The organism is Devosia sp. YIM 151766 (genome assembly GCF_030285925.1).
In the GTDB taxonomy this organism is placed as follows: Bacteria; Pseudomonadota; Alphaproteobacteria; order Rhizobiales; family Devosiaceae; genus Devosia.
Window position 1 is genome coordinate 1,897,814 of record NZ_CP127251.1, and the last position, 18,281, is coordinate 1,916,094.

Sequence of the window (18,281 nt, forward strand, 5' to 3'; positions counted from 1 at the left end):
CGGCCGCCGCCGGCAGGCGCACCCGCCCCCCCAGACCTCATCCTGAGCTTGTCGAAGGACGAGGTCGGCCAGCGCCCCTACCCCGCCAGCGCGCCCTGGGCCGAGGCGCCGCGCTCGATCATCACCCGGTTGAGCGCATTGAGATAGGCCCGCGCCGAGGCCACCAGCGTATCGGGCTCCGCCGCATTGCCCGAGGCGATCCGGCCATTCATTTCCAGCCGCACATTGGCCGAAGCCTGTGCGTCGGTGCCGCCGGTGACGCCGTCCACGGCATAGAGCACCAGATGCGGGTCCTGCCCGGAAACCTGCTTGATGGCATTGAAGATGGCGTCCACCGAGCCGGTGCCTTCATAAGACACCGTGCTCTCCACCCCATCGATGGTCACGGTCAGGTCGCAGCGATGCACGCCGCCGGTCTTGGAGACGACCTCCATGTCCACCAGCCTGATCCGGTCGCCGACCGAGCCGACCTCGTCGTCCACCAGGGCCACGATATCGGCGTCATAGACGTGCTTCTTGCGGTCGGCCAGATCCTTGAAGCGTTGGAAGGCTTCCTGGAAGGCATTGTCGCCCAGTTCGTAGCCCAGTTCCTTGAGCTTGTCCTTGAAGGCGGCGCGGCCCGAATGCTTGCCCATGACCAGCGTGGTTTCCTTGATGCCGACGCTGGCCGGGGTCATGATTTCGTAGGTCTCGGCATTTTTCAGCATGCCGTCTTGGTGGATGCCGCTTTCATGGGCGAAGGCATTCTTGCCCACAATGGCCTTGTTATATTGCACCGGGAAATTCGAGGCTGCCGAGACGATCCGGCTGGCCCGCGCCAGATGGGTGCTCTCGACCTCGGTATAATAGGGCATGGCATCGCCACGGGTGCGCAGCGCCATCACCACTTCTTCCAGCGCCGCATTGCCGGCGCGCTCGCCCAGCCCGTTGATCGTGCATTCGATCTGCCGCGCCCCGCCGGCCAGTCCGGCCAGCGAATTGGCCACCGCCATGCCCAGATCGTCATGGCAATGCACCGAGAAGATCGCCTTGTCGGCGCCCGGCACGCTCTCGATAATGTCCTTGAACATGGCGAAATGCTCTTCCGGCACCGCATAGCCCACCGTATCGGGCAGGTTGATCGTCGTCGCGCCGGCCTTGATCGCCGTCTCGACGCAGCGCTTGAGAAACTCGATCGGGGTGCGGGTCGCGTCCATCGCGCTCCATTCCACGTCATCGATGAGGTTGCGCGCCTGTGCCACGGTGCGGGCGATGATCTCGATCACCTCGTCCTCGGTCTTCTTCATCTGATGCGCCAGATGGATCGGCGAGGTCGAGACGAACGTATGGATGCGCCCCTTCCGCGCATGGCGCACCGCCTCGCCGGCGCGGTCGATATCGGCCGAAATGGCGCGGGCCAGCCCGGCGACAGTGGCATTCTTGGCCTGCTTGGCCACCGCGACCACCGCCTCGAAATCACCCACCGAGGCGATCGGGAAACCGGCCTCGATAATGTCGACGCCCATTTCGTCCAGCGCATCGGCCACCTGGAGCTTTTCTTCCAGCGTCATGGTCGCGCCCGGCGATTGCTCGCCGTCGCGCAGGGTGGTGTCGAAGATATAGACGCGTTCTTTGTTCGAATTGCTGGCGGCTGCGGACATTTCTGGCTCTTTCCTATCGGCCCGGAGACAATGGCTCACTGGACCGGACATTTTGATGTTCGGTTGATGGCGCAATCCCCTGACGACCCGCTCGCTACGCCGAGCTGCCGGTGATCAGGGGCTGATAAGAAGGAGGAGAAGCGCGGGCAGCAGCAACAGCGCGGCCGCGATCGCCAGCTTGGTCATCAAGACCTGCTGTTGTGCGATGGCAATGGCTCTGGCCCGGCGGCGCTGCATAAAATACGCTCTGATACGCTTTCAATTGCACTGACAATGCGCCAATACGCGCCGCGTTGCAAGGCCGGCAGGCGTATCGCTGTCGTAATTCCATGCGGCGGTCGCTTTCAATCGCCCAGATCCAGCACCCCCTCGGCAACCACCACCGCTTCGCCGCCAATGGCGCCATGGGTCAGGCTATCGTCGTCCTTGCGGAATTGCAGCGCGATTTGGCATGGCCGGCCCATCTCGACGCCCTGGCGCAGCGTCAGGTCGAATTGGCCATTGGCCATTTCCTGTTCCGCCAGCAGCCCGAGCAGCGCCGCCGCCGCCGAGCCGGTGCCCGGGTCTTCGCCCACGCCCATGCCGAACATGCGGGCGGCGATATCGTTGTCGGCCTCGTCCGGCGTCAGCGTGAACACATAGGCCGAGTTGTGGTCGTGGTGGAACACCTTGTCCCATAGCAGCCGATTGACCGACACACGCCGCAGCGCCTCGGCATTGCGCACCGGCACGAGGTGAAACGTCACCCCCGCCGAAAACACCGCCGGCCTGAACATCGCGCAGCCGATATCCTCGACCTCGATGCCCAGCGCCTGCGCCATGCCCAGCCGGTCCGGCAGGTCGGCGATCCGCGCCGGCAGCCGGGGCAGCGTGAACCGCGCCGCGCCGGTGCGGCGATCCACCCGGTCGAACAGCGCGGTCACCAGCCCCACCTTCTCCTCGATACGCAACGCCGAGGCCTTGCGCTGCAATCCCAGCACCACGGCCGCGCCCACGGTCGGATGTCCGGCAAAGGGCAATTCCTCATAGGGCGTGAAGATGCGCAGCGAGGCCGTGTTGCGCTCGTGCTGCGGCTTGCAGATGAACACCGTCTCGCTGAGATTGAATTCCCGCGCGATGGCCTGCATCTCGCCGTCCAGCAGCCCATCGGCCTTGGGAATCACCGCCAGGCCATTGCCTTGCAGCGGCGTGCGGGTGAAAACGTCGAGCACCAGATAGGGAAGTTTCAACTGGCCTGCTCCGGCAGCGCATAATCGGCTCGCGCCTTGCCCAGATAATCGCACAGCGCATCCACCGCCACGCCATGGTCGCTGCGTCCCGGCAGGCCGGAAATGGTCAGCGCGCCGACGATCCCGGCGCCCGGAACCCGGATCGGAAAGCCGCCGCCGGCAATGACGTAATCGGCCGGATCGGCGCCCGCTTGCACGTCGAACGGTTCCTCGCCCCGCTCCAGCACCAGCCGATAGCTGGCCCGCTGGAAGCGCCGCACCGAATTGACCTTGCGCCGCACCCATTCGGCATTGTCGGCGCTGGTGCCCGCGGTCGCCGCAAAGAACAATTGCCGGTCCCAGCTGCGGATATCCACCACCAGCGACAGTCCCTCCTCCAGCGCCCGCGCCCTGATGGCAGCGCCGATGGCGAAGGCCGTTTCCTCGTCGAAAGCCGGCAATACGAGTTCATTTTCCTGCCGCTTGACGCGGGCGATTTCGTCTTCGGTATGCATGCAAATCCTCCCGGCGGCCCTGCCACCCTCTTCCTTCCTACTGCGCCCGCGCCCAAAAGAAAACGGGGGCTCTCGCCCCCGTTCCCATCAGGTTTCGCTTCATGCCTTGCCCACGAGGGCCCCGGCCTTGATCGCCAGCGGCGCGTTAGCGCGCAGACCAAAAACCGTGGAGCAAGACCGAAATCAGTTCTTCGCCTTGTCCACCAGCGCACCAGCCTTGATCCAGGGCATCATGTCGCGCAGCTTGGTGCCGACTTCCTCGATCGGATGCTCGTCGGCCAGGCGGCGGGTGGCCTTGAAGCGGGCGCCGCCGGCCTTGATTTCCTGCATCCATTCGGAGGTGAACCGGCCCGACTGGATATCAGCCAGGATGCGCTTCATCTCGGCCTTGGTGTCAGAGGTGATGACGCGCGGACCGGAGACATATTCGCCCCATTCGGCGGTGTTGGAAATCGAGTAGTTCATATTGGCGATGCCGCCCTGATAGATCAGGTCAACGATCAGCTTCACTTCGTGCAGGCACTCGAAATAGGCCATTTCCGGGGCATAGCCGGCTTCCACCAGCGTTTCGAAACCGGCGCGGATCAGTTCCACCAGGCCGCCGCACAGCACAGCCTGCTCGCCGAACAGGTCGGTCTCGCATTCCTCGCGGAAATTGGTCTCGATGACGCCCGAACGGCCGCCGCCGACACCCGAGGCATAGGCCAGCGCGATGTCATGGGCATTGCCCGAGGCATCCTGATGCACCGCGATCAGGCAGGGCACGCCGCCGCCACGCTGATATTCGCCGCGCACGGTGTGGCCCGGACCCTTGGGCGCGATCATGATGACGTCGACGGTCGACTTCGGCTCGATCAGGTTGAAATGCACGTTGAGGCCATGGGCGAAGGCCAGCGCCGCGCCGTCGCGGATATTGGGCTCGATATCCTGCTTGTAGATATCGGCCTGCAACTCGTCCGGGGTCAGCAGCATGATCACGTCGGCCCAGGCGGACGCCTCGGCCACGCTCATCACCTTGAGGCCTTCGCTCTCGGCCTTCTTGGCCGAAGGCGAATTGGGGCGCAGGCCCACGGCGACATTGGTGACGCCGGAATCGCGCAGGTTCAGCACATGGGCGTGGCCCTGCGAACCATAGCCGATAATGGCCACCTTCTTGGACTTGATGATGTTGAGATCGGCATCACGATCGTAATAGACGCGCATCGAGGGTCTCCCTGGAATTTATGCGATTTGGGTCAGGTATGGGCCTTGGCCCCGTAAAGGGCCAGGAACTGGTCGGTCGCAATCTTCACATCGGCATCGATGTTGGATTCGACATTGGATTGGGTGAGGCTCTTGTCGCCGAGGAGCAGGCGGATCTGCACGTCGCGGACGACGAGGCCGAAAAAGGTGCGATAGGCTTCCTCGCTGGAGGGAAAGCGCAATAGCCGCGCGTCGCGCGCCGCTTCCAGGATCGGCTTCAGCCGCCGCCGGATCGCCAGCGGTCCATTTTCTAGCACGATAATGCCCAGACTGTCCTTTTCCTGCCCCGCCTGGGTAATGGCGGTGCGGTTAAGGGTGATGGACACTTCCCCGATAATGGTGGTCAGCAGGTCGCGGGCGAATTGTTCGAGGCTGGCGCGCAGCGCCGCGGTGCTCAGATGGCTGCGGTCGACATAGGGCATGCGCACCTTGGCCGCCTGCCATTGCACCGTCGCGGTCAGCAGCCCGTCCCGGTCGCCGAACCATTTATAGAGCGTTTCCTTGGAACAGGAGGCGCGCCGCGCCACCGCCGTCATCGTCAGCCCGTTGCCGTTCTCGACGAGCAGGTCCAGCGCCGCCGTCAGCACTGCCTGCTGGCGCGGGGTGAACGTCTCTTCGTTGACCTTGATGGCCAGGGCCACGGGGATACCTCCGAACCGGCAGCGAACGCTTCGCCGCCTTTCCGTTCGCTGGCGTACCGTACGGTACGGTTCTATGCAAGCACAATTTGTCCGTTAGCCCCATTCTCCCCGGATACGCCGCACCGGGAGGCCTCATGCGGAGCCCATCGAAGCCGGCTGCACCACACCCCAGAGACCTCATGCTGAGCTTGTCGAAGCACAAGGTCGGCCGAGTGGAGGCTTGAACATTGCCGCCCTCAACTCGCCAGCGCTGCAATTCCCCGCCGATATTGCTGTGCCGCCCCCGCGCCCATGGCGCAGATATTCCGCCCATCGGCCTTGGCGCCGTAAAGCGCCCGGTCGGCGCTTTCGAGAAAATCGTCCGCCGTCTCGCAGGGCTCGCCGGCATGGGCCACGCCGACGCTGACCGTCACCCCGATGACCTGGCCGCCATGGCCGATATGGCAATTTTCTACCGCCCGCCGGGCCCGTTCCGCCGCTGCCTCGGCCGCGGCGACATCGACACCGGGCAGCACGATGGCGAATTCCTCGCCCCCGATCCGCGCCACATGGCCCGCCGCGCCCACCGCCGCGGCCAGCGCCTCCGCCACCGCCTTCAGCACCAGATCGCCGGCGGCATGGCCGAACCGGTCATTGACCGCCTTGAAATGGTCGACATCCACCAGCGCCACCGCCACATCGCTCCGGCCCAGATATTGCGCCAATTGCGTCTCGAAGGCCCGCCGGTTGAACAGGCCGGTCAGCGGATCGCGCCGCGCCACCTCGCGCAGCGCCTCGGCCGACCGTTCCGAGGCCAGCGACAACACGAAGAGGCTACCGGCGATGACGTGAATGAGGGCCACCAGCAGGTGCATTTCGAGGAAGGCATCATAGGGAATGTAGGACTGCACCTGGTCGGAAGCCAGCATGCCCTGCCCCGCCCGGGCGCCAAAGGACAGGGTCATCAGCCCATAGACCGAAACCAGCCCGAACCGGGAAAACAGCCGGTCCCCGCGATCGCGCCAGAATTCCCACGCCACCAGCACCGCCAGTCCCGCAAGCACGATATTGGTCAGGGCATAGCCGAAGCTGACATGGCCGATGCCCATGCTCGCCGCCATGAACAGCGGCACCAGGCCAAACGGCCAGCGATTGATCGCCCGCCCGGCAAACAGCCGCGCCGCCGCATGCCGCAATGCAAAGCCCAGCACCAGCAGCGCGTCGGGAATGATGGCCATATGGGCGGGCAATTCCGGCCAGCTGAGATAAATGGCCAGGCTCGCCGCCAGGACCACATTGGCGGCGATCCAATAGAGCCAGTAGCGATCCCCCTGGCTGCGGACGAAGACCGAGATATAGGCGACCGACGAAATGGCCAACACAAAGATATTGGCCACAAAAAGCGTCGGAATATCCAGTCCCATGCCGTCCCCCCACTTTCGGCAACTGCCCACATCAGACCGCCCAACCCTCTAAATAAGGTTACGGCGATAGGTTAACGCCGCCGTCCTTTGAAAGGCAGATATCCTCCAGACCTCATAGCCACCGCCCCTGCGCCCCCTCACCCTCTGGGGGAGAGGTAAGGTTCCGTGCCCGCGACCCCCGCCCGAACAAACCGCGCTTTCTCGTAGACCTCATGGTGAGCCTGTCGAACCACGAGGTCGGTAACTCGGTGGCCGCGACCTCGTCCTTCGACAGGCTCAGGATGAGGTCTATGGGCGAGCGGGCACCCATAACGCCCCTATCCCAGATAGCGCGCGAAGAACTCCAGCATGGCCGCCCGCATTGTCGGCGTTTCCCGGTGTCCCACGCCTTCCTCGCCCAGAAATTGCAGCCGCTCCGGCATGGCGGCATAGGCGTGCCGCAATTCCTCCAGCGCCCGCGCCACTGCCGGCTTCGGGGTCAGCGCATCCGCTTCGCCGACGCAGATCAATTGCGGTCGCGGCGCGATCAGCGCGGCGATGCTGCCGCCATCGGCCTCCCGCAACAGCCCGGGCACGGTGAGATAGATGCCGTGCCCGTCATGCGCGCCCAGCTCGATCATGGTGCGGAAATCAGCGAAGCAGCAGAGATGCGCCACGGCGGCGATCCGCTCATCCAGCGCCGCCAGCCAATAGCTCAGCACACAGCCCATGGAAATGCCGAAGGCGCCGATCCGCCCGGCATCGACATCGTCCCGCTCGGCCAGATAGGTCAAGGCCGCCGCATGTTCGGACAGCATCTGCCCGAACAGCGATTTGCCGTGCCATAACAGTGCCTTGGCGGCAAAACTTTCCTTCACCTGCGCCCGCTCGCCGAATATCGGCATGTCGATGCACAGCGTCACATAACCCGCTCGCGCCAGGACCGGCCCCAGCGGATCGAGCAGATAGTCCCGCCCGTCGAGCAATTCCCGCGCCCCGATATGATAGCCGCCGCCATGCGAATGCCCATAGAGAATGGCCGGCAATCGCCCCGCTGCTACCACCGGCCGGGTCAGGATGCCGCGCACCTCCACGCCGCCCACAAGCAGCCGGACATGCTCGATCGCATAGCCATCCGCCGCCTCTTCCCGGCGCGATAAAAGGGTAATTTCCGGTTCGGCGAAGCCGAGCAGCTCTCGGAAACGGGTTCGGGTGATGGCCATAAGCGACTCCGGCGACACGAGAAATTCCGTCCGACCCTAGCCATTGCACTGCAGTGCCCGCAACACAGCACTTCAATCATCGTTACTTGCCGATGGAGTATAAAAAAGGGCATGTAAGCGCCATCGTCCGCCTTTCGCGCCAAGGAATGTCCATGTCCAAGCTTATGTCTCCGATCACCCTGCGCGGCCTGACGCTGCGCAACCGCACGATCGTCGCGCCCATGTGCCAATATTCGGCCCGCGATGGCTTCGCCAATGACTGGCACATGGTCCACCTTGGGCGCTTCGGCATGGGCGGCTTCGGCCTGGTCGTCTTCGAGGCAACCGGCATCCTGCCCGAAGCCCGCATCTCCTATGGCGATCTCGGCTTGTGGAAGGACGAGCACGTCGCCCCGCTCGCCCGCATCGTCGCCTTCCTCCACAGCCAGGGCGCCGCTGCCGGCATCCAGCTCGCCCATGCCGGCCGCAAGGCGTCGACGCCGGTTGCCTGGAATGGCCCGGCCGAACTGGCCAGTGAGGAGCAGCGCCGCGCCGTCGGCTACGAGCATTGGCGCCCCGTCGCCCCCAGCGCCGAATCGCACGATCCGGCCAATCCGGATTTCCAGGTTCCCGCCGCGCTCGACCAGGACGGCATTCGCCGCGTCATCCGCGGCTTTGTCGCGGCCGCGCAACGGGCCGAGCAGGCCGGTTTCGACGTGGTCGAAATCCACGCCGCCCATGGCTATCTGCTCAATCAATTCCTCTCCCCACTCGCCAATCACCGCACCGACGAATATGGCGGCAGCCGCGAGAACCGCATGCGGCTGGTATTGGAAGTCACCGAAGCCGTCCGCGCCGTCTGGCCACAGGAAAAGCCCCTGCTCGCCCGCCTCTCGGTCAGCGACAATGCCGAAGGCGGCTGGAGCGTCGAGGACAGCGTGGTCCTGGCCACGGAGCTCAAGGCGCGCGGCGTCGACGCCGTGGATTGCTCCAGCGGCGGCTTCGCCCAGGGCCGCATCCGCTCCGCGCAGAATTATCAGGTGCCCTTCGCCCGGGCCGTGAAGTCCGGCGCCGGCATTCCCACCGTCGCCGTCGGCGTATTGGGTAATGTGGCGGCCGCCGAAGCTATTCTTGAACAGGGCGAAGCCGATTTCATCGCCCTGGCGCGCGGCGCGCTCGACGATCCGAACTGGGCTCTCCACGCCAATCGCGAACAGGGAGGCGATTACACACTCTGGCCGGTCCAAAGCCGGCGCGTCGCCGAATATGATCGCCTGACGAAATAATCCCGAACCGGAATTGCTTCTGCCGGCCGGGATGGCGCCGGCTTTCACGTCAATGCCGGCGCCGCCACCTGTTTTCGCCGGAATGAGACGCCAAGGGTTAGCAGTCTGCTAACCGATGGGCTCAGATGACAACCTGGGTGCCGATCTCCACCACCCGCCCGGTGGGGATATGAAAATACTCGGTCGCGTCGCTGGCATTGCGCGCCAGCCGGATGAACAGCCGGTCCTGCCAGAAGCGGACCAGCCCGGTTTTCTGCCCCAGTTTCAGCGACCGCCGCGACAGGAAGAACGAGGTCGACATGATGTCGAACTTCCATCCCAGCTTTCGCGCCAGCGCCAATGCCTTGGGAACATTAGGACTTTCCATGAACCCGAAAGTCACGACCACCCGGAAGAACAATTCGTTATAGGCGTCGATGGTCACCTTCTCGTCGTCGGGTACACGCGGCGATGTCGAGGTCCGAACCGTCAGGATGACGTTCTGTTCGTGCAATACCTTGTAATGCTTGAGCGAATGCAGCAAGGCCGTCGGCGCCCCCTCGACATCGCTGGTCAGAAACACCGCCGTACCCGGAACCACATTGGGCTTTTTCTTGGCTAAGTTATTGACAAGAAACTCTAAAGGCACTTCGTCCCGCCGCGTCTTCGCCGTCAGCCGGCGCCGCCCCGCCATCCAGCTCCACATCAGGATCGCCACGGCCAGAGCCACCACCGCCGGCACCCAGCCGCCCTGGAACAGCTTGGCGGCATTGGCCGCAAAGAACGCCCCGTCAATCACGGCGAAGACCAGCGCGAAGCCGATGACCAGCGCCTTATGCCATTTCCAGTTCCGCCACATGACCACCACCAGCAGCGCCAGCGTCACCACCATGACGCCGGATACGGCGATGCCGTAAGCACTTGAAAGCGCAGCCGAACTTTTGAACGCCGCCACCAGGATCAGCACACCGATCATCAGCATCATATTGATCTGCGGCATATAGATCTGCCCGCTCTGTGTCGCTGAAGTATGCTGGACCACCATGCGCGGCAGCATGTTGAGCGCGATGGCCTGCTGGGTCAGGCTGAATGTCCCGGTGATCACCGCCTGGCTGGCAATGATCGTTGCCAGGGTCGCCAGCATCACGAAAGGCGGCAAGGCCCAATCGGGCTGCATCTGGAAGAACGGGCTGGCGACATTGTCGATACCGACCTCCAGCACGAAGGCGCCCTGCCCGAAATAATTCAACAGCAGGCAGGGAAAAACCAAGGAAAACCAAGCCAGTACGATAGGCTTACGCCCGAAATGCCCCAGATCGACATAGAGCGCCTCGGCGCCGGTCACCGCCAGGAAAATGGCGCCCATGACCACGAAGGCAATGCCGAAATGGGTGAACAGGAAACCGAAGCCCAGCAAGGGATTGAGAGCCGAAAGCACCGCCGGATAGGCGATGATATGCACCAGCCCCGACAGGCCCAAGACCAGAAACCACAATGCGGTCACCGGCCCGAAGACGATGGCGACCTTGGCCGTGCCGAACCGCTGCACCGCGAATATGCCCACGATGATGACCAACGTGATCGGCACCACCCAGCGCCCCATCCCCGGCGCCACCAAATCCACGCCCTCGACCGCCGAAAGCACTGAAATTGCGGGGGTAAGCAGGGCATCGCCGAAAAACATCGCCGCGCCCAACACCCCCAATATTGTGATCCAGACGGGCGGATCGGCAAAGGTCTTCCGCGCCAGCGCCATCAGGCTCAGCGTGCCGCCTTCGCCATTATTGTCGGCCCGGGTCACGAAGAACACGTATTTGACCGCCACGGTCAGCGTCAGCGCCCAGACGATGAGCGAGAGCAATCCGAGGATTTCGATATCGGTAGAGGCCGCGCCGGGCCGGATATGCGTCGCCTGCCGGAAGGCATAGATCGGACTGGTGCCGATATCGCCATAGACGACGCCGATCGCTCCCAGGGTCAGGAGCGGCAGATTGGTTTTTTCGGGACTGGCCTGTTCGGTCGCTCCGTCACCGGCCGTTCGGCCGGGATGATCCGTGCGCGTCATGAGGTTCGAGCTGTCGCTGTTGCAAGGCGGGCGCCGCTATACACCCGCCGCCCGCCACACACAACACCGCCCGGAGCGAAAGGTTCATCGACCAGCAAGGGGCCGCCCCTTTCGGAACGGCCCCTGCCAGGTAAGCGAGGACTTGGAGGTCTTCGCGGTAGCTTATTCGGCGGCCTTGGCCACGGCTTCGCCTTCACGGGCGGCCTTGGTGGCATTGCCCCACCAGATCAGCTGGTCCAGCATGTCAGTGGCCGAATTGCCGATCGAGGCCTCGATCTCGCTCAGCGACTTGGTGCCGCCGAAGCCGGGATGCACGGACATGAAATCGGCGCCGGCAATGTGAACGGCCGAACGGGTCGAGGCCATCTGCAATTCGACGCCGATGGTGCGCAGATTCTCGATGGCCCGCGCGCCGCCGACCGTGCCGTAACCCACGGCGCCGAAGGTCTTCTTGTTCCAGTTGGTATAGGCCTGGTCGATGGCGTTCTTCAGCGCGCCGGTAATGGCGCGGTTATATTCGGCGACGACAAAGATATACCCGTCGAACTCGGAGATCTTATTCTGCCACTTGACGGCATTGGCATTCTGCGACGGGGCCCAGGCATTGGACGCGACTTCATCGAAGAACGGCAGGTCGAAATCGCGGACGTCGACGATCTCGGCGTCGATTTCGGGGCGTTCATTGGCCTTGTCCAAAATCCACTTGGCGGGAATGTCGCCGAAACGGCTGGGACGGGTGGACGAGATGATGACGCCGATCTTGAGCTTGGACATTGATGCCCTCCTTGGTAACAAAACGTAACTGAGGCGATATATGTGCCTGCAGCCAAAAGCCTCAAGAAGGCATGTTTCTGTTCTCCGCACACATCGGCGTTGCCTGGTTACATTGATGTAAGTATAGGAAACTCAACGCTTTATGCGGAAAAGGACCGCAATCCTGTCCTTATTCGCCGCTTCGATCCCGCCGCAAGGACGAAGTGTTCGTTAAAACCGAACAATGATTTCCTACCGCTCAGGCAGCGAGAACGCCGATATAGCGCCGCGTCGCCTCGGCAAAACCCATCAGCAGCGCATCGGCGGTGAGTCCATGGCCGATGGATACCTCGATCACCCCCGGCACGGCCGCCTGGAAGCCGGGCAGATTATCCAGCGTCAGGTCGTGACCGGCATTGACGCCCAGACCGGCAGCGAGAGCGGCGCGACTCGTCGCCGCCATGGCCGCCAATTCCTCTTCGGCGCGCTCGGGATTGTCGTAACAGGCGCCATAGGGCCCGGTGAACAATTCCACCCGGTCCGCGCCACTGGCCTTGGCCGCCAACACGCCAGTCTCGCCGGCATCGGGATCGCAGAACAGCGAAATCCGGCGGTCGGCACGCTTGAGGCGTTGCACCACCGAGGTGAGGAAATTGCCCTTGCCGACGAAATCCCAGCCATGATCCGAGGTGGCCTGCGCCGGATCGTCCGGCACCAGCGTCACCTGCTGCGGCTGGACCTGTTCGATAAGCTCCAGGAAATCCTCGCTGGGATAGCCCTCGATGTTGAACTCGGCCTCCGGATAATCGGCGCGCAGCAATGCCGAAAGCTCGAACACATCGGTCCGGCGGATATGGCGTTCATCGGGGCGTGGATGCACCGTGATGCCGCTCGCCCCGGCCTCCAGCACGATTCGGGCGATGCCGGTCACGCTGGGCCAGGGCAGATCGCGCCGATTGCGAAGCTGGGCGACGGCATTGAGATTGACGGAGAGCAAGGTCATGGCAGGACTCGAACAATTCGAATCCTGCCATACACCAGACTGCGTGCCGCGCCCAATCGAACCTTGTGATGAGAGCTGCCGAAGCGCCGCCCGCTCACATCCCTTCGGCGCCGCGCCCGATGGCGGCCAGTCCGGTGCGGACCACTTCCACCAATCCCAGCGGCGCCATCAGGGCGATGAAGCTGTCGACCTTTTCCGGCTTGCCGGTCACCTCGAAGACAAAGCTTTCCACCGTCGCGTCGACGATATGGGCGCGAAAGGCGTCGGCCAGGCGCAGGGTCTCGGCCCGGTGCTCGCCCGATCCCTTGACCTTGATCAGCGCCAACTCGCGTTCGAGAAAAGGCCCTTCGGCGGTCAGATCGTGCACCTTGTGCACCGGCACCAGCCGTTCGAGCTGGGTCTTGATCTGCACCAGCACTCGGGGCGTCGCCACCACCACCACGGTGATGCGACTAAGTCGCTTGTCGTGTTCGGTCTCGCTGACGGTCAGGCTTTCGATATTGTAGCCGCGCGCCGAGAACAGGCTGACCACCCGCGCCAGGATGCCGGGTTCATTGTCGACCAGCACCGAAAGCGTGTGGCGCTCGGTCTGCTGGGTTTCCTGGGTCAGGAAATAGGCGGAGCCGGTGGGTTGCAGATGTGCGTTCATGTCTTTGTCCTCCGTCGCGGCCTAAACCAGCGCCCGTCCCTTCTCGTCGATGATGTCGCCGATATCGGCGGTATCGGGCAGGATGATCTCGTTATGCGGCTTGCCCGATGGGATCATGGGCAGGCAGTTCTCATCCTTTTCGACCAGCACGTCGAACAGCACCGGACCATCGTAATCGATCATTTCGGCAATGGCCGCGTCGAGTTCGGCCGGCGTGTCGCATTTGATGCCCTTGGCGCCGTAAGCCTCGGCCAGCTTGACGAAATCCGGCAGCGATTCCGAATAGGAATGGGCATAGCGCGAGCCGTGCAGCAGGTCCTGCCACTGGCGGACCATGCCCATGCGCTCATTGTTGAGGATGAACACCTTGATCGGCAGACGGTACTGCACCGCCGTCGACAATTCCTGCATGGTCATCTGCACCGACGCCTCGCCGGCAATGTCGATCACCAGCGCGTCCGGATGCGCGACCTGCACACCGACCGCGGCGGGAAGGCCATAGCCCATCGTGCCCAGCCCGCCCGAGGTCATCCAATGGTTGGGCTTGTCGAAATGGAAATGCTGCGCCGCCCACATCTGATGCTGGCCGACTTCGGTGGTGATATACACCTCCTTGGCCTGCTTCTTCGTGGCTTCGTAAAGCCGCTGGATCGCCCATTGCGGCTTGATGACGGTGTCGGAATTCTTGAAATTGAGCGAGCCGACAGCCCGCCACTTGTCGATCTGCTGCCACCATGGCGCGATCGCTTCGCCGCGCGGCTGGTTGGTCTTGCTGCGCCAGATGCGGATCATCTCGGCCAGCACCCGCCCGCAATCGCCGACGATCGGCAGATCGACGCGGATGATCTTGTTGATCGAGCTGGGATCGATATCGACGTGAATCTTGCGGCTGTTCGGTGAAAAGGCATCGACCCGGCCGGTGATGCGGTCGTCGAACCGCGCGCCGATATTGATCATCACGTCGCAATCATGCATGGCCATATTGGCCTCGTAAGTGCCGTGCATGCCCAGCATGCCCATCCATTGCGGATTGGACGCCGGGAAGCCACCGAGCCCCATCAGCGTGGAGGTGACCGGGAAACCCGTCAGTTCCGCCAGTTCCCGCAGGCTCTCGGAGGCTTCCGGCCCGGCATTGATGACGCCGCCGCCGGTATAGAAGATCGGCCGCTCCGCCTTGAGCATCATGTCCACGGCCGCCTCGATGGCAGCCAGATCGCCGTCCATCTGCGGCCGATAAGACTGGTGCCGCAGCGTTTCCCGCTCCGGCTGGTAATAATCGCCGACCGCGAACTGCACGTCTTTGGGAATATCGATCACCACCGGGCCCGGACGGCCGGTAGTGGCGATATGGAAAGCCTCATGCAGGACGCGCGGCAGGTCGGCGACGTTCTTGACCAGGTAATTATGCTTGGTGCAGGAGCGGGTAATGCCGACCGTGTCGCATTCCTGGAAACCATCGGTTCCGATCAGCGTGGTCGGCACCTGCGCGGTGATGCAGACCAGCGGGATCGAATCCATCAGCGCGTCGGTAAGACCGGTGACCGCATTGGTCGCGCCGGGGCCGGAGGTGACCAGGACCACGCCGGGCTTGCCGGTCGAGCGCGCATAGCCTTCGGCCATATGCGTCGCGCCCTGCTCGTGCCGCACCAGGATGTGCTTGACGTAATCCTGCTGGAACATCGCATCGTAGATCGGCAAAGCCGCGCCGCCCGGATATCCGAAGATATGCTCGACCCCCTGGTCGGTCAGCGCCTGGATCACCATTTCTGCGCCGGTCATTTTCTCGGCCATTGTCAGCCCTTCCTAAGTCTTGCCCCCTTCCGGGGACTTGTCCGTCACCTGCCGCCTCTCCCGCGCGGCGGAAAAAAGGCAATAAAAAAGGCCCCTTTTGGGACCTGTTTTCGGCGCACCAGCTATCGCGCGGGGTTTTACCCCACGTTGCCGATGCGCCTGCATACTACGAGAATGAGTGCCCGCACTGGACCGCTCCAAAATTCTAGACGCGGCATTGATAAGAGGATAGCGGCGGCAAAGTCAAGCTGATGCAGCCATTCCTTTCTGCCGCCGTTCAGTAACAGGTGGGGACAGGCGCCAGATCGATCGCTTTAGGGATTGCAGGGGGGCGCAGGGATGCTAAAGCCCCAGCGACGCCAATGATGACAGTTTGATGACATGAGCAAAAGCGCGCTGGACAAGGACCTGAAGCGAGTGTCCGGCCTTGAGGTCGCCACGCACGATCTGGGCCGCAAGCTGTCCGCCCCCGGCATCGCGCTGGTCTTCCTTCTCGCCGCCACCCTATGGGCCAGCCACGTCGTCACCGATATCCAATCCGGTTACCTCGTCGTCATCGCCGCCGTGATCGCCGGCTATATGGCGCTCAATGTCGGCGCCAACGACGTCGCCAACAATATGGGTCCCGCTGTCGGCGCCAAGGCGGTCACCATGCTGGGGGCGCTGTTCATCGCCGCCATTTTCGAGGCGGCCGGAGCCCTGCTCGCCGGCGGCGACGTGGTCAACACGCTGGCCCGGGACATCGTCGCACCCGGCACCCATCTCGATGACATGACCTTCGTTCTGGTGATGATGTCCGCCCTGCTGGCGGCGGCCCTGTGGATCAATATCGCCACCTATATCGGCGCGCCGGTCTCCACCACCCATGCCGTTGTCGGCGGCATTGTCGGCTCCGCCATTGCCGCAGCCGGACTTTATGCCGTGACCTGGCAGAACATCGCCATGATCGCCGCCAGCTGGGTGATTTCGCCGGTGCTCGGCGGCTTGTTCGCGGCACTGGCCCTGGCGCTCGTCCATGTCACCATTACCGGGCGCATCGACAAGATTTCCTCGGCGCGCCTCTGGGTGCCGATCTTCGTGGCCGCCATGGCCGCAATCTTCTCGATGTATCTGGCGACCAAGGGCCTGAGCCGCGTCTGGAAACCCGAAAACTGGATGGTCGTCCTGATCGGCATCGGCTTCGGGGCGCTGGGATGGATTATCGCCATGCCGCTGATCCGCCGGCGCTCCCTGACCATCGAAAACCGCACCAAGCACGTTGCCAGCCTGTTCCGCGTCCCGCTGATCGTCGCGGCGGCCCTGATGTCATTCGGCCATGGCGCCAATGACGTATCCAATGCGATCGGCCCCCTGGCAGCCATTGTCGACCGGCTGGGCGCCCACGCCGATCATGCCACTGTCGGCATTCCCTTCTGGGTCATGGCCATCGGTGCGGTCGGCATCGCGCTCGGCCTGGCCCTGTTCGGCCCGCGCCTCATTCGCACCGTCGGCGAACAGATCACCAAGCTCAACGAAATCCGCGCCTTCTGCGTCGCCTTGTCGGCAGCCGTCACCGTCTTGGCGGCTTCGGCCTTGGGCATGCCCGTCTCCTCCACCCATATCGCTATTGGCGGCATTTTCGGCGTCGGGTTCCTGCGTGAATATTGGCAGCGCCAGGTGCTGGAATTTTCCGCCGTGCCGCGCCATGCGCGCCATGTCGATCCCGAAACGCTCAATGCCACGCCCGAGGAAGCCCTGGCCCGCTCCCGCAAGCAGGAGGGCCGGCGGCTGGTCCGGCGGCGTCATATCCTGAGCATCGCCGCCGCCTGGATCGTAACCGTACCGGCTGCCGGCGCGCTCTCGGCGCTGGTTTATGTTGTGCTCAACCTGGTCATGCGCTGAGCGATCCCGTCAATTGCACATGGAGCCCGACGACAAGCCGCACCAGGGCCGCGTCGTGCAACAGACGCTGCGCTTCGCTGAGCACGGCCCAATGGCGCAGCCGCTGGTCCATTTCGCGCCATTTTTCGTGCTGGACCTCCACGCGTAGCGGATAGATGTCGATATCGACCAGCACGGATTCGTCGGTGCCGGCGCTGCCGCGATAGGCGCCGATAGGCTGTGTCGCGATCTCGCCGGACACGCCCGCTTCCTCCAGCGCTTCCAGGGCGGCGCTTTCCCACGGCGTCATGCTCGGCTCGATGGCGCCTTTGGGAAAGATCCAGCGTCCGGTCCGCCGCGAGGTAATCAGCAGGAACGCCACCCGGCCATCGACGATGGCATAGGGCATGGCGCCGGCCTGTCGCAGGCCGCTTGGCGTCTCCACCTTGTGGCTCCAGTTTTTGAGGAAGTCGCGCATCGCCGCACCGCATGAACGTTATTCAGATGGCCCTGTGGCATGGCGCGGCCACCAGAGTCCACCACAACAATGCAAAGGGGCCCCGCCGGGCCCCTTCAAATTCGGTAATCCATAACGTCCACGGGCAGGAAGCGCAGGCCGCCTTGCCGGAGCGCTTAGCTCAGCAGGGTCAGATCGGTGGCCGAAACCTTGCCGTCGCGGCCGGTCTGCAATTCAAAGCTCACCTTGTCGCCTTCATACAGGCCCTGCAGGCCCGAACGCTGCACCGCGGAAATATGTACAAAGGCATCCTTTTCACCATTGTCAGGCGAAATGAAGCCGTAGCCCTTGGTGGTGTTGAAAAATTTCACGGTACCGGTGATGGCCATATCTAGAGAACCTCTTGGTCTGTTGTGCCGCTGCTGCGGCGAAGGGTTTATCCGAAAATCGGACTTACGATTCACGAGATCAGGAGGTAGCCTAGTTTCCGGGCGAGCCGGCCGTTCAGGTAGCGCAAGACAAGTGGCACGTAACGTCCATTATCTATTGGTGCATCGACTTTTTCAAGATCGATATACCGCTCGAAAAGACACCCGGCTGGGGGGCCA

Annotated in this window: 17 protein-coding genes; 2 read left to right on the forward strand and 15 right to left on the reverse strand. The window is 63.4% G+C overall.

Annotation, left to right across the window (positions count from 1 at the left end):
• Positions 1-77 precede the first annotated feature (77 nt).
• The 8 genes from O9Z70_RS09300 to O9Z70_RS09335 all read right to left on the reverse strand — a co-directional run bounded on the left by O9Z70_RS09300 (position 78) and on the right by O9Z70_RS09335 (position 7,851).
• Entirely contained in the window at positions 78-1,640 is a 1,563-nt protein-coding gene (locus O9Z70_RS09300; protein ID WP_286018544.1) for a 2-isopropylmalate synthase, read from the reverse strand.
• 114 nt (positions 1,641-1,754) lie between these two features.
• Positions 1,755-1,877, reverse strand: coding sequence for a hypothetical protein (locus O9Z70_RS09305; protein WP_286018545.1), 123 nt, complete (start codon positions 1,875-1,877; stop codon positions 1,755-1,757).
• Between the two features lie 107 nt (positions 1,878-1,984).
• Complete coding sequence (locus tag O9Z70_RS09310; RefSeq protein WP_286018546.1) at positions 1,985-2,869, reverse strand: PhzF family phenazine biosynthesis protein; 885 nt, start codon at positions 2,867-2,869, stop codon at positions 1,985-1,987.
• Positions 2,866-3,363 (reverse strand): heme-degrading domain-containing protein, encoded by a 498-nt coding sequence (locus tag O9Z70_RS09315; RefSeq protein ID WP_286018547.1) that lies wholly within the window; start codon positions 3,361-3,363, stop codon positions 2,866-2,868. Before O9Z70_RS09315 ends, O9Z70_RS09310 begins: the two co-directional genes overlap by 4 nt.
• Before the next feature lie 183 nt (positions 3,364-3,546).
• Positions 3,547-4,566, reverse strand: coding sequence for a ketol-acid reductoisomerase (gene ilvC, locus O9Z70_RS09320; protein WP_286018548.1), 1,020 nt, complete (start codon positions 4,564-4,566; stop codon positions 3,547-3,549).
• 32 nt (positions 4,567-4,598) lie between these two features.
• Complete coding sequence (locus tag O9Z70_RS09325) at positions 4,599-5,252, reverse strand: TetR/AcrR family transcriptional regulator (RefSeq protein ID WP_502870192.1); 654 nt, start codon at positions 5,250-5,252, stop codon at positions 4,599-4,601.
• A gap of 230 nt (positions 5,253-5,482) precedes the next feature.
• The gene (locus O9Z70_RS09330) at positions 5,483-6,649 is read right to left on the reverse strand and encodes a GGDEF domain-containing protein (RefSeq protein WP_286018550.1); all 1,167 of its coding nucleotides are present in this window, start codon (positions 6,647-6,649) and stop codon (positions 5,483-5,485) included.
• A 317-nt stretch (positions 6,650-6,966) separates the two neighbouring features.
• The gene (locus tag O9Z70_RS09335; protein ID WP_286018551.1) at positions 6,967-7,851 is read right to left on the reverse strand and encodes an alpha/beta hydrolase family protein; all 885 of its coding nucleotides are present in this window, start codon (positions 7,849-7,851) and stop codon (positions 6,967-6,969) included.
• A gap of 152 nt (positions 7,852-8,003) precedes the next feature.
• Here O9Z70_RS09335 and O9Z70_RS09340 point away from each other — a divergent pair, with 152 nt between their 5' ends.
• Positions 8,004-9,116 (forward strand): NADH:flavin oxidoreductase/NADH oxidase, encoded by a 1,113-nt coding sequence (locus O9Z70_RS09340; protein ID WP_286018552.1) that lies wholly within the window; start codon positions 8,004-8,006, stop codon positions 9,114-9,116.
• A 121-nt stretch (positions 9,117-9,237) separates the two neighbouring features.
• Here O9Z70_RS09340 and O9Z70_RS09345 read toward each other — a convergent pair whose 3' ends face one another.
• The 5 genes from O9Z70_RS09345 to O9Z70_RS09365 form a co-directional block, all read right to left on the reverse strand.
• Positions 9,238-11,160 (reverse strand): potassium transporter Kup, encoded by a 1,923-nt coding sequence (locus tag O9Z70_RS09345; protein WP_286018553.1) that lies wholly within the window; start codon positions 11,158-11,160, stop codon positions 9,238-9,240.
• Positions 11,161-11,322: 162 nt separating this feature from the next.
• Positions 11,323-11,934, reverse strand: a complete 612-nt coding sequence (locus O9Z70_RS09350) for an NADPH-dependent FMN reductase (RefSeq protein WP_286018554.1) — start codon at positions 11,932-11,934, stop codon at positions 11,323-11,325.
• Between the two features lie 238 nt (positions 11,935-12,172).
• Positions 12,173-12,916, reverse strand: a complete 744-nt coding sequence (locus O9Z70_RS09355) for a pyridoxine 5'-phosphate synthase (RefSeq protein ID WP_286018555.1) — start codon at positions 12,914-12,916, stop codon at positions 12,173-12,175.
• A 94-nt stretch (positions 12,917-13,010) separates the two neighbouring features.
• Positions 13,011-13,565, reverse strand: coding sequence for an acetolactate synthase small subunit (gene ilvN / locus O9Z70_RS09360; RefSeq protein ID WP_286018556.1), 555 nt, complete (start codon positions 13,563-13,565; stop codon positions 13,011-13,013).
• Between the two features lie 21 nt (positions 13,566-13,586).
• Positions 13,587-15,356 carry an acetolactate synthase 3 large subunit gene (locus O9Z70_RS09365; protein ID WP_286018557.1) on the reverse strand — a complete coding sequence of 590 codons (1,770 nt, stop codon included), beginning with the start codon at positions 15,354-15,356 and terminating at the stop codon, positions 13,587-13,589.
• Positions 15,357-15,737: 381 nt separating this feature from the next.
• Here O9Z70_RS09365 and O9Z70_RS09370 point away from each other — a divergent pair, with 381 nt between their 5' ends.
• Positions 15,738-17,237 carry an inorganic phosphate transporter gene (locus O9Z70_RS09370; RefSeq protein WP_286018558.1) on the forward strand — a complete coding sequence of 500 codons (1,500 nt, stop codon included), beginning with the start codon at positions 15,738-15,740 and terminating at the stop codon, positions 17,235-17,237.
• Here the strand turns inward: O9Z70_RS09370 and O9Z70_RS09375 are convergent.
• Together O9Z70_RS09375 and O9Z70_RS09380 are read right to left on the reverse strand one after the other, a co-directional pair.
• Positions 17,227-17,661, reverse strand: a complete 435-nt coding sequence (locus O9Z70_RS09375) for an NUDIX hydrolase (RefSeq protein ID WP_286018559.1) — start codon at positions 17,659-17,661, stop codon at positions 17,227-17,229. The two genes, O9Z70_RS09370 and O9Z70_RS09375, sit on opposite strands and share 11 nt — an antisense overlap.
• A gap of 188 nt (positions 17,662-17,849) precedes the next feature.
• Positions 17,850-18,062, reverse strand: a complete 213-nt coding sequence (locus tag O9Z70_RS09380; protein WP_286018560.1) for a cold-shock protein — start codon at positions 18,060-18,062, stop codon at positions 17,850-17,852.
• Positions 18,063-18,281 lie beyond the last annotated feature (219 nt).

Bases quoted from the DNA above. Each gene is read 5' to 3' on its own strand.
- O9Z70_RS09300 (WP_286018544.1), bottom strand. From the start codon at position 1,640: ATGTCCGCAGCCGCCAGCAATTCGAACAAAGAACGCGTCTATATCTTC.
- O9Z70_RS09305 (WP_286018545.1), bottom strand. From the start codon at position 1,877: ATGCAGCGCCGCCGGGCCAGAGCCATTGCCATCGCACAACAGCAGGTC.
- O9Z70_RS09315 (WP_286018547.1), bottom strand. From the start codon at position 3,363: ATGCATACCGAAGACGAAATCGCCCGCGTCAAGCGGCAGGAAAATGAA.
- ilvC (WP_286018548.1), bottom strand. From the start codon at position 4,566: ATGCGCGTCTATTACGATCGTGATGCCGATCTCAACATCATCAAGTCC.
- O9Z70_RS09330 (WP_286018550.1), bottom strand. From the start codon at position 6,649: ATGGGACTGGATATTCCGACGCTTTTTGTGGCCAATATCTTTGTGTTG.
- O9Z70_RS09335 (WP_286018551.1), bottom strand. From the start codon at position 7,851: ATGGCCATCACCCGAACCCGTTTCCGAGAGCTGCTCGGCTTCGCCGAA.
- O9Z70_RS09340 (WP_286018552.1), top strand. From the start codon at position 8,004: ATGTCCAAGCTTATGTCTCCGATCACCCTGCGCGGCCTGACGCTGCGC.
- O9Z70_RS09345 (WP_286018553.1), bottom strand. From the start codon at position 11,160: ATGACGCGCACGGATCATCCCGGCCGAACGGCCGGTGACGGAGCGACC.
- O9Z70_RS09350 (WP_286018554.1), bottom strand. From the start codon at position 11,934: ATGTCCAAGCTCAAGATCGGCGTCATCATCTCGTCCACCCGTCCCAGC.
- O9Z70_RS09355 (WP_286018555.1), bottom strand. From the start codon at position 12,916: ATGACCTTGCTCTCCGTCAATCTCAATGCCGTCGCCCAGCTTCGCAAT.
- ilvN (WP_286018556.1), bottom strand. From the start codon at position 13,565: ATGAACGCACATCTGCAACCCACCGGCTCCGCCTATTTCCTGACCCAG.
- O9Z70_RS09365 (WP_286018557.1), bottom strand. From the start codon at position 15,356: ATGGCCGAGAAAATGACCGGCGCAGAAATGGTGATCCAGGCGCTGACC.
- O9Z70_RS09370 (WP_286018558.1), top strand. From the start codon at position 15,738: ATGAGCAAAAGCGCGCTGGACAAGGACCTGAAGCGAGTGTCCGGCCTT.
- O9Z70_RS09380 (WP_286018560.1), bottom strand. From the start codon at position 18,062: ATGGCCATCACCGGTACCGTGAAATTTTTCAACACCACCAAGGGCTAC.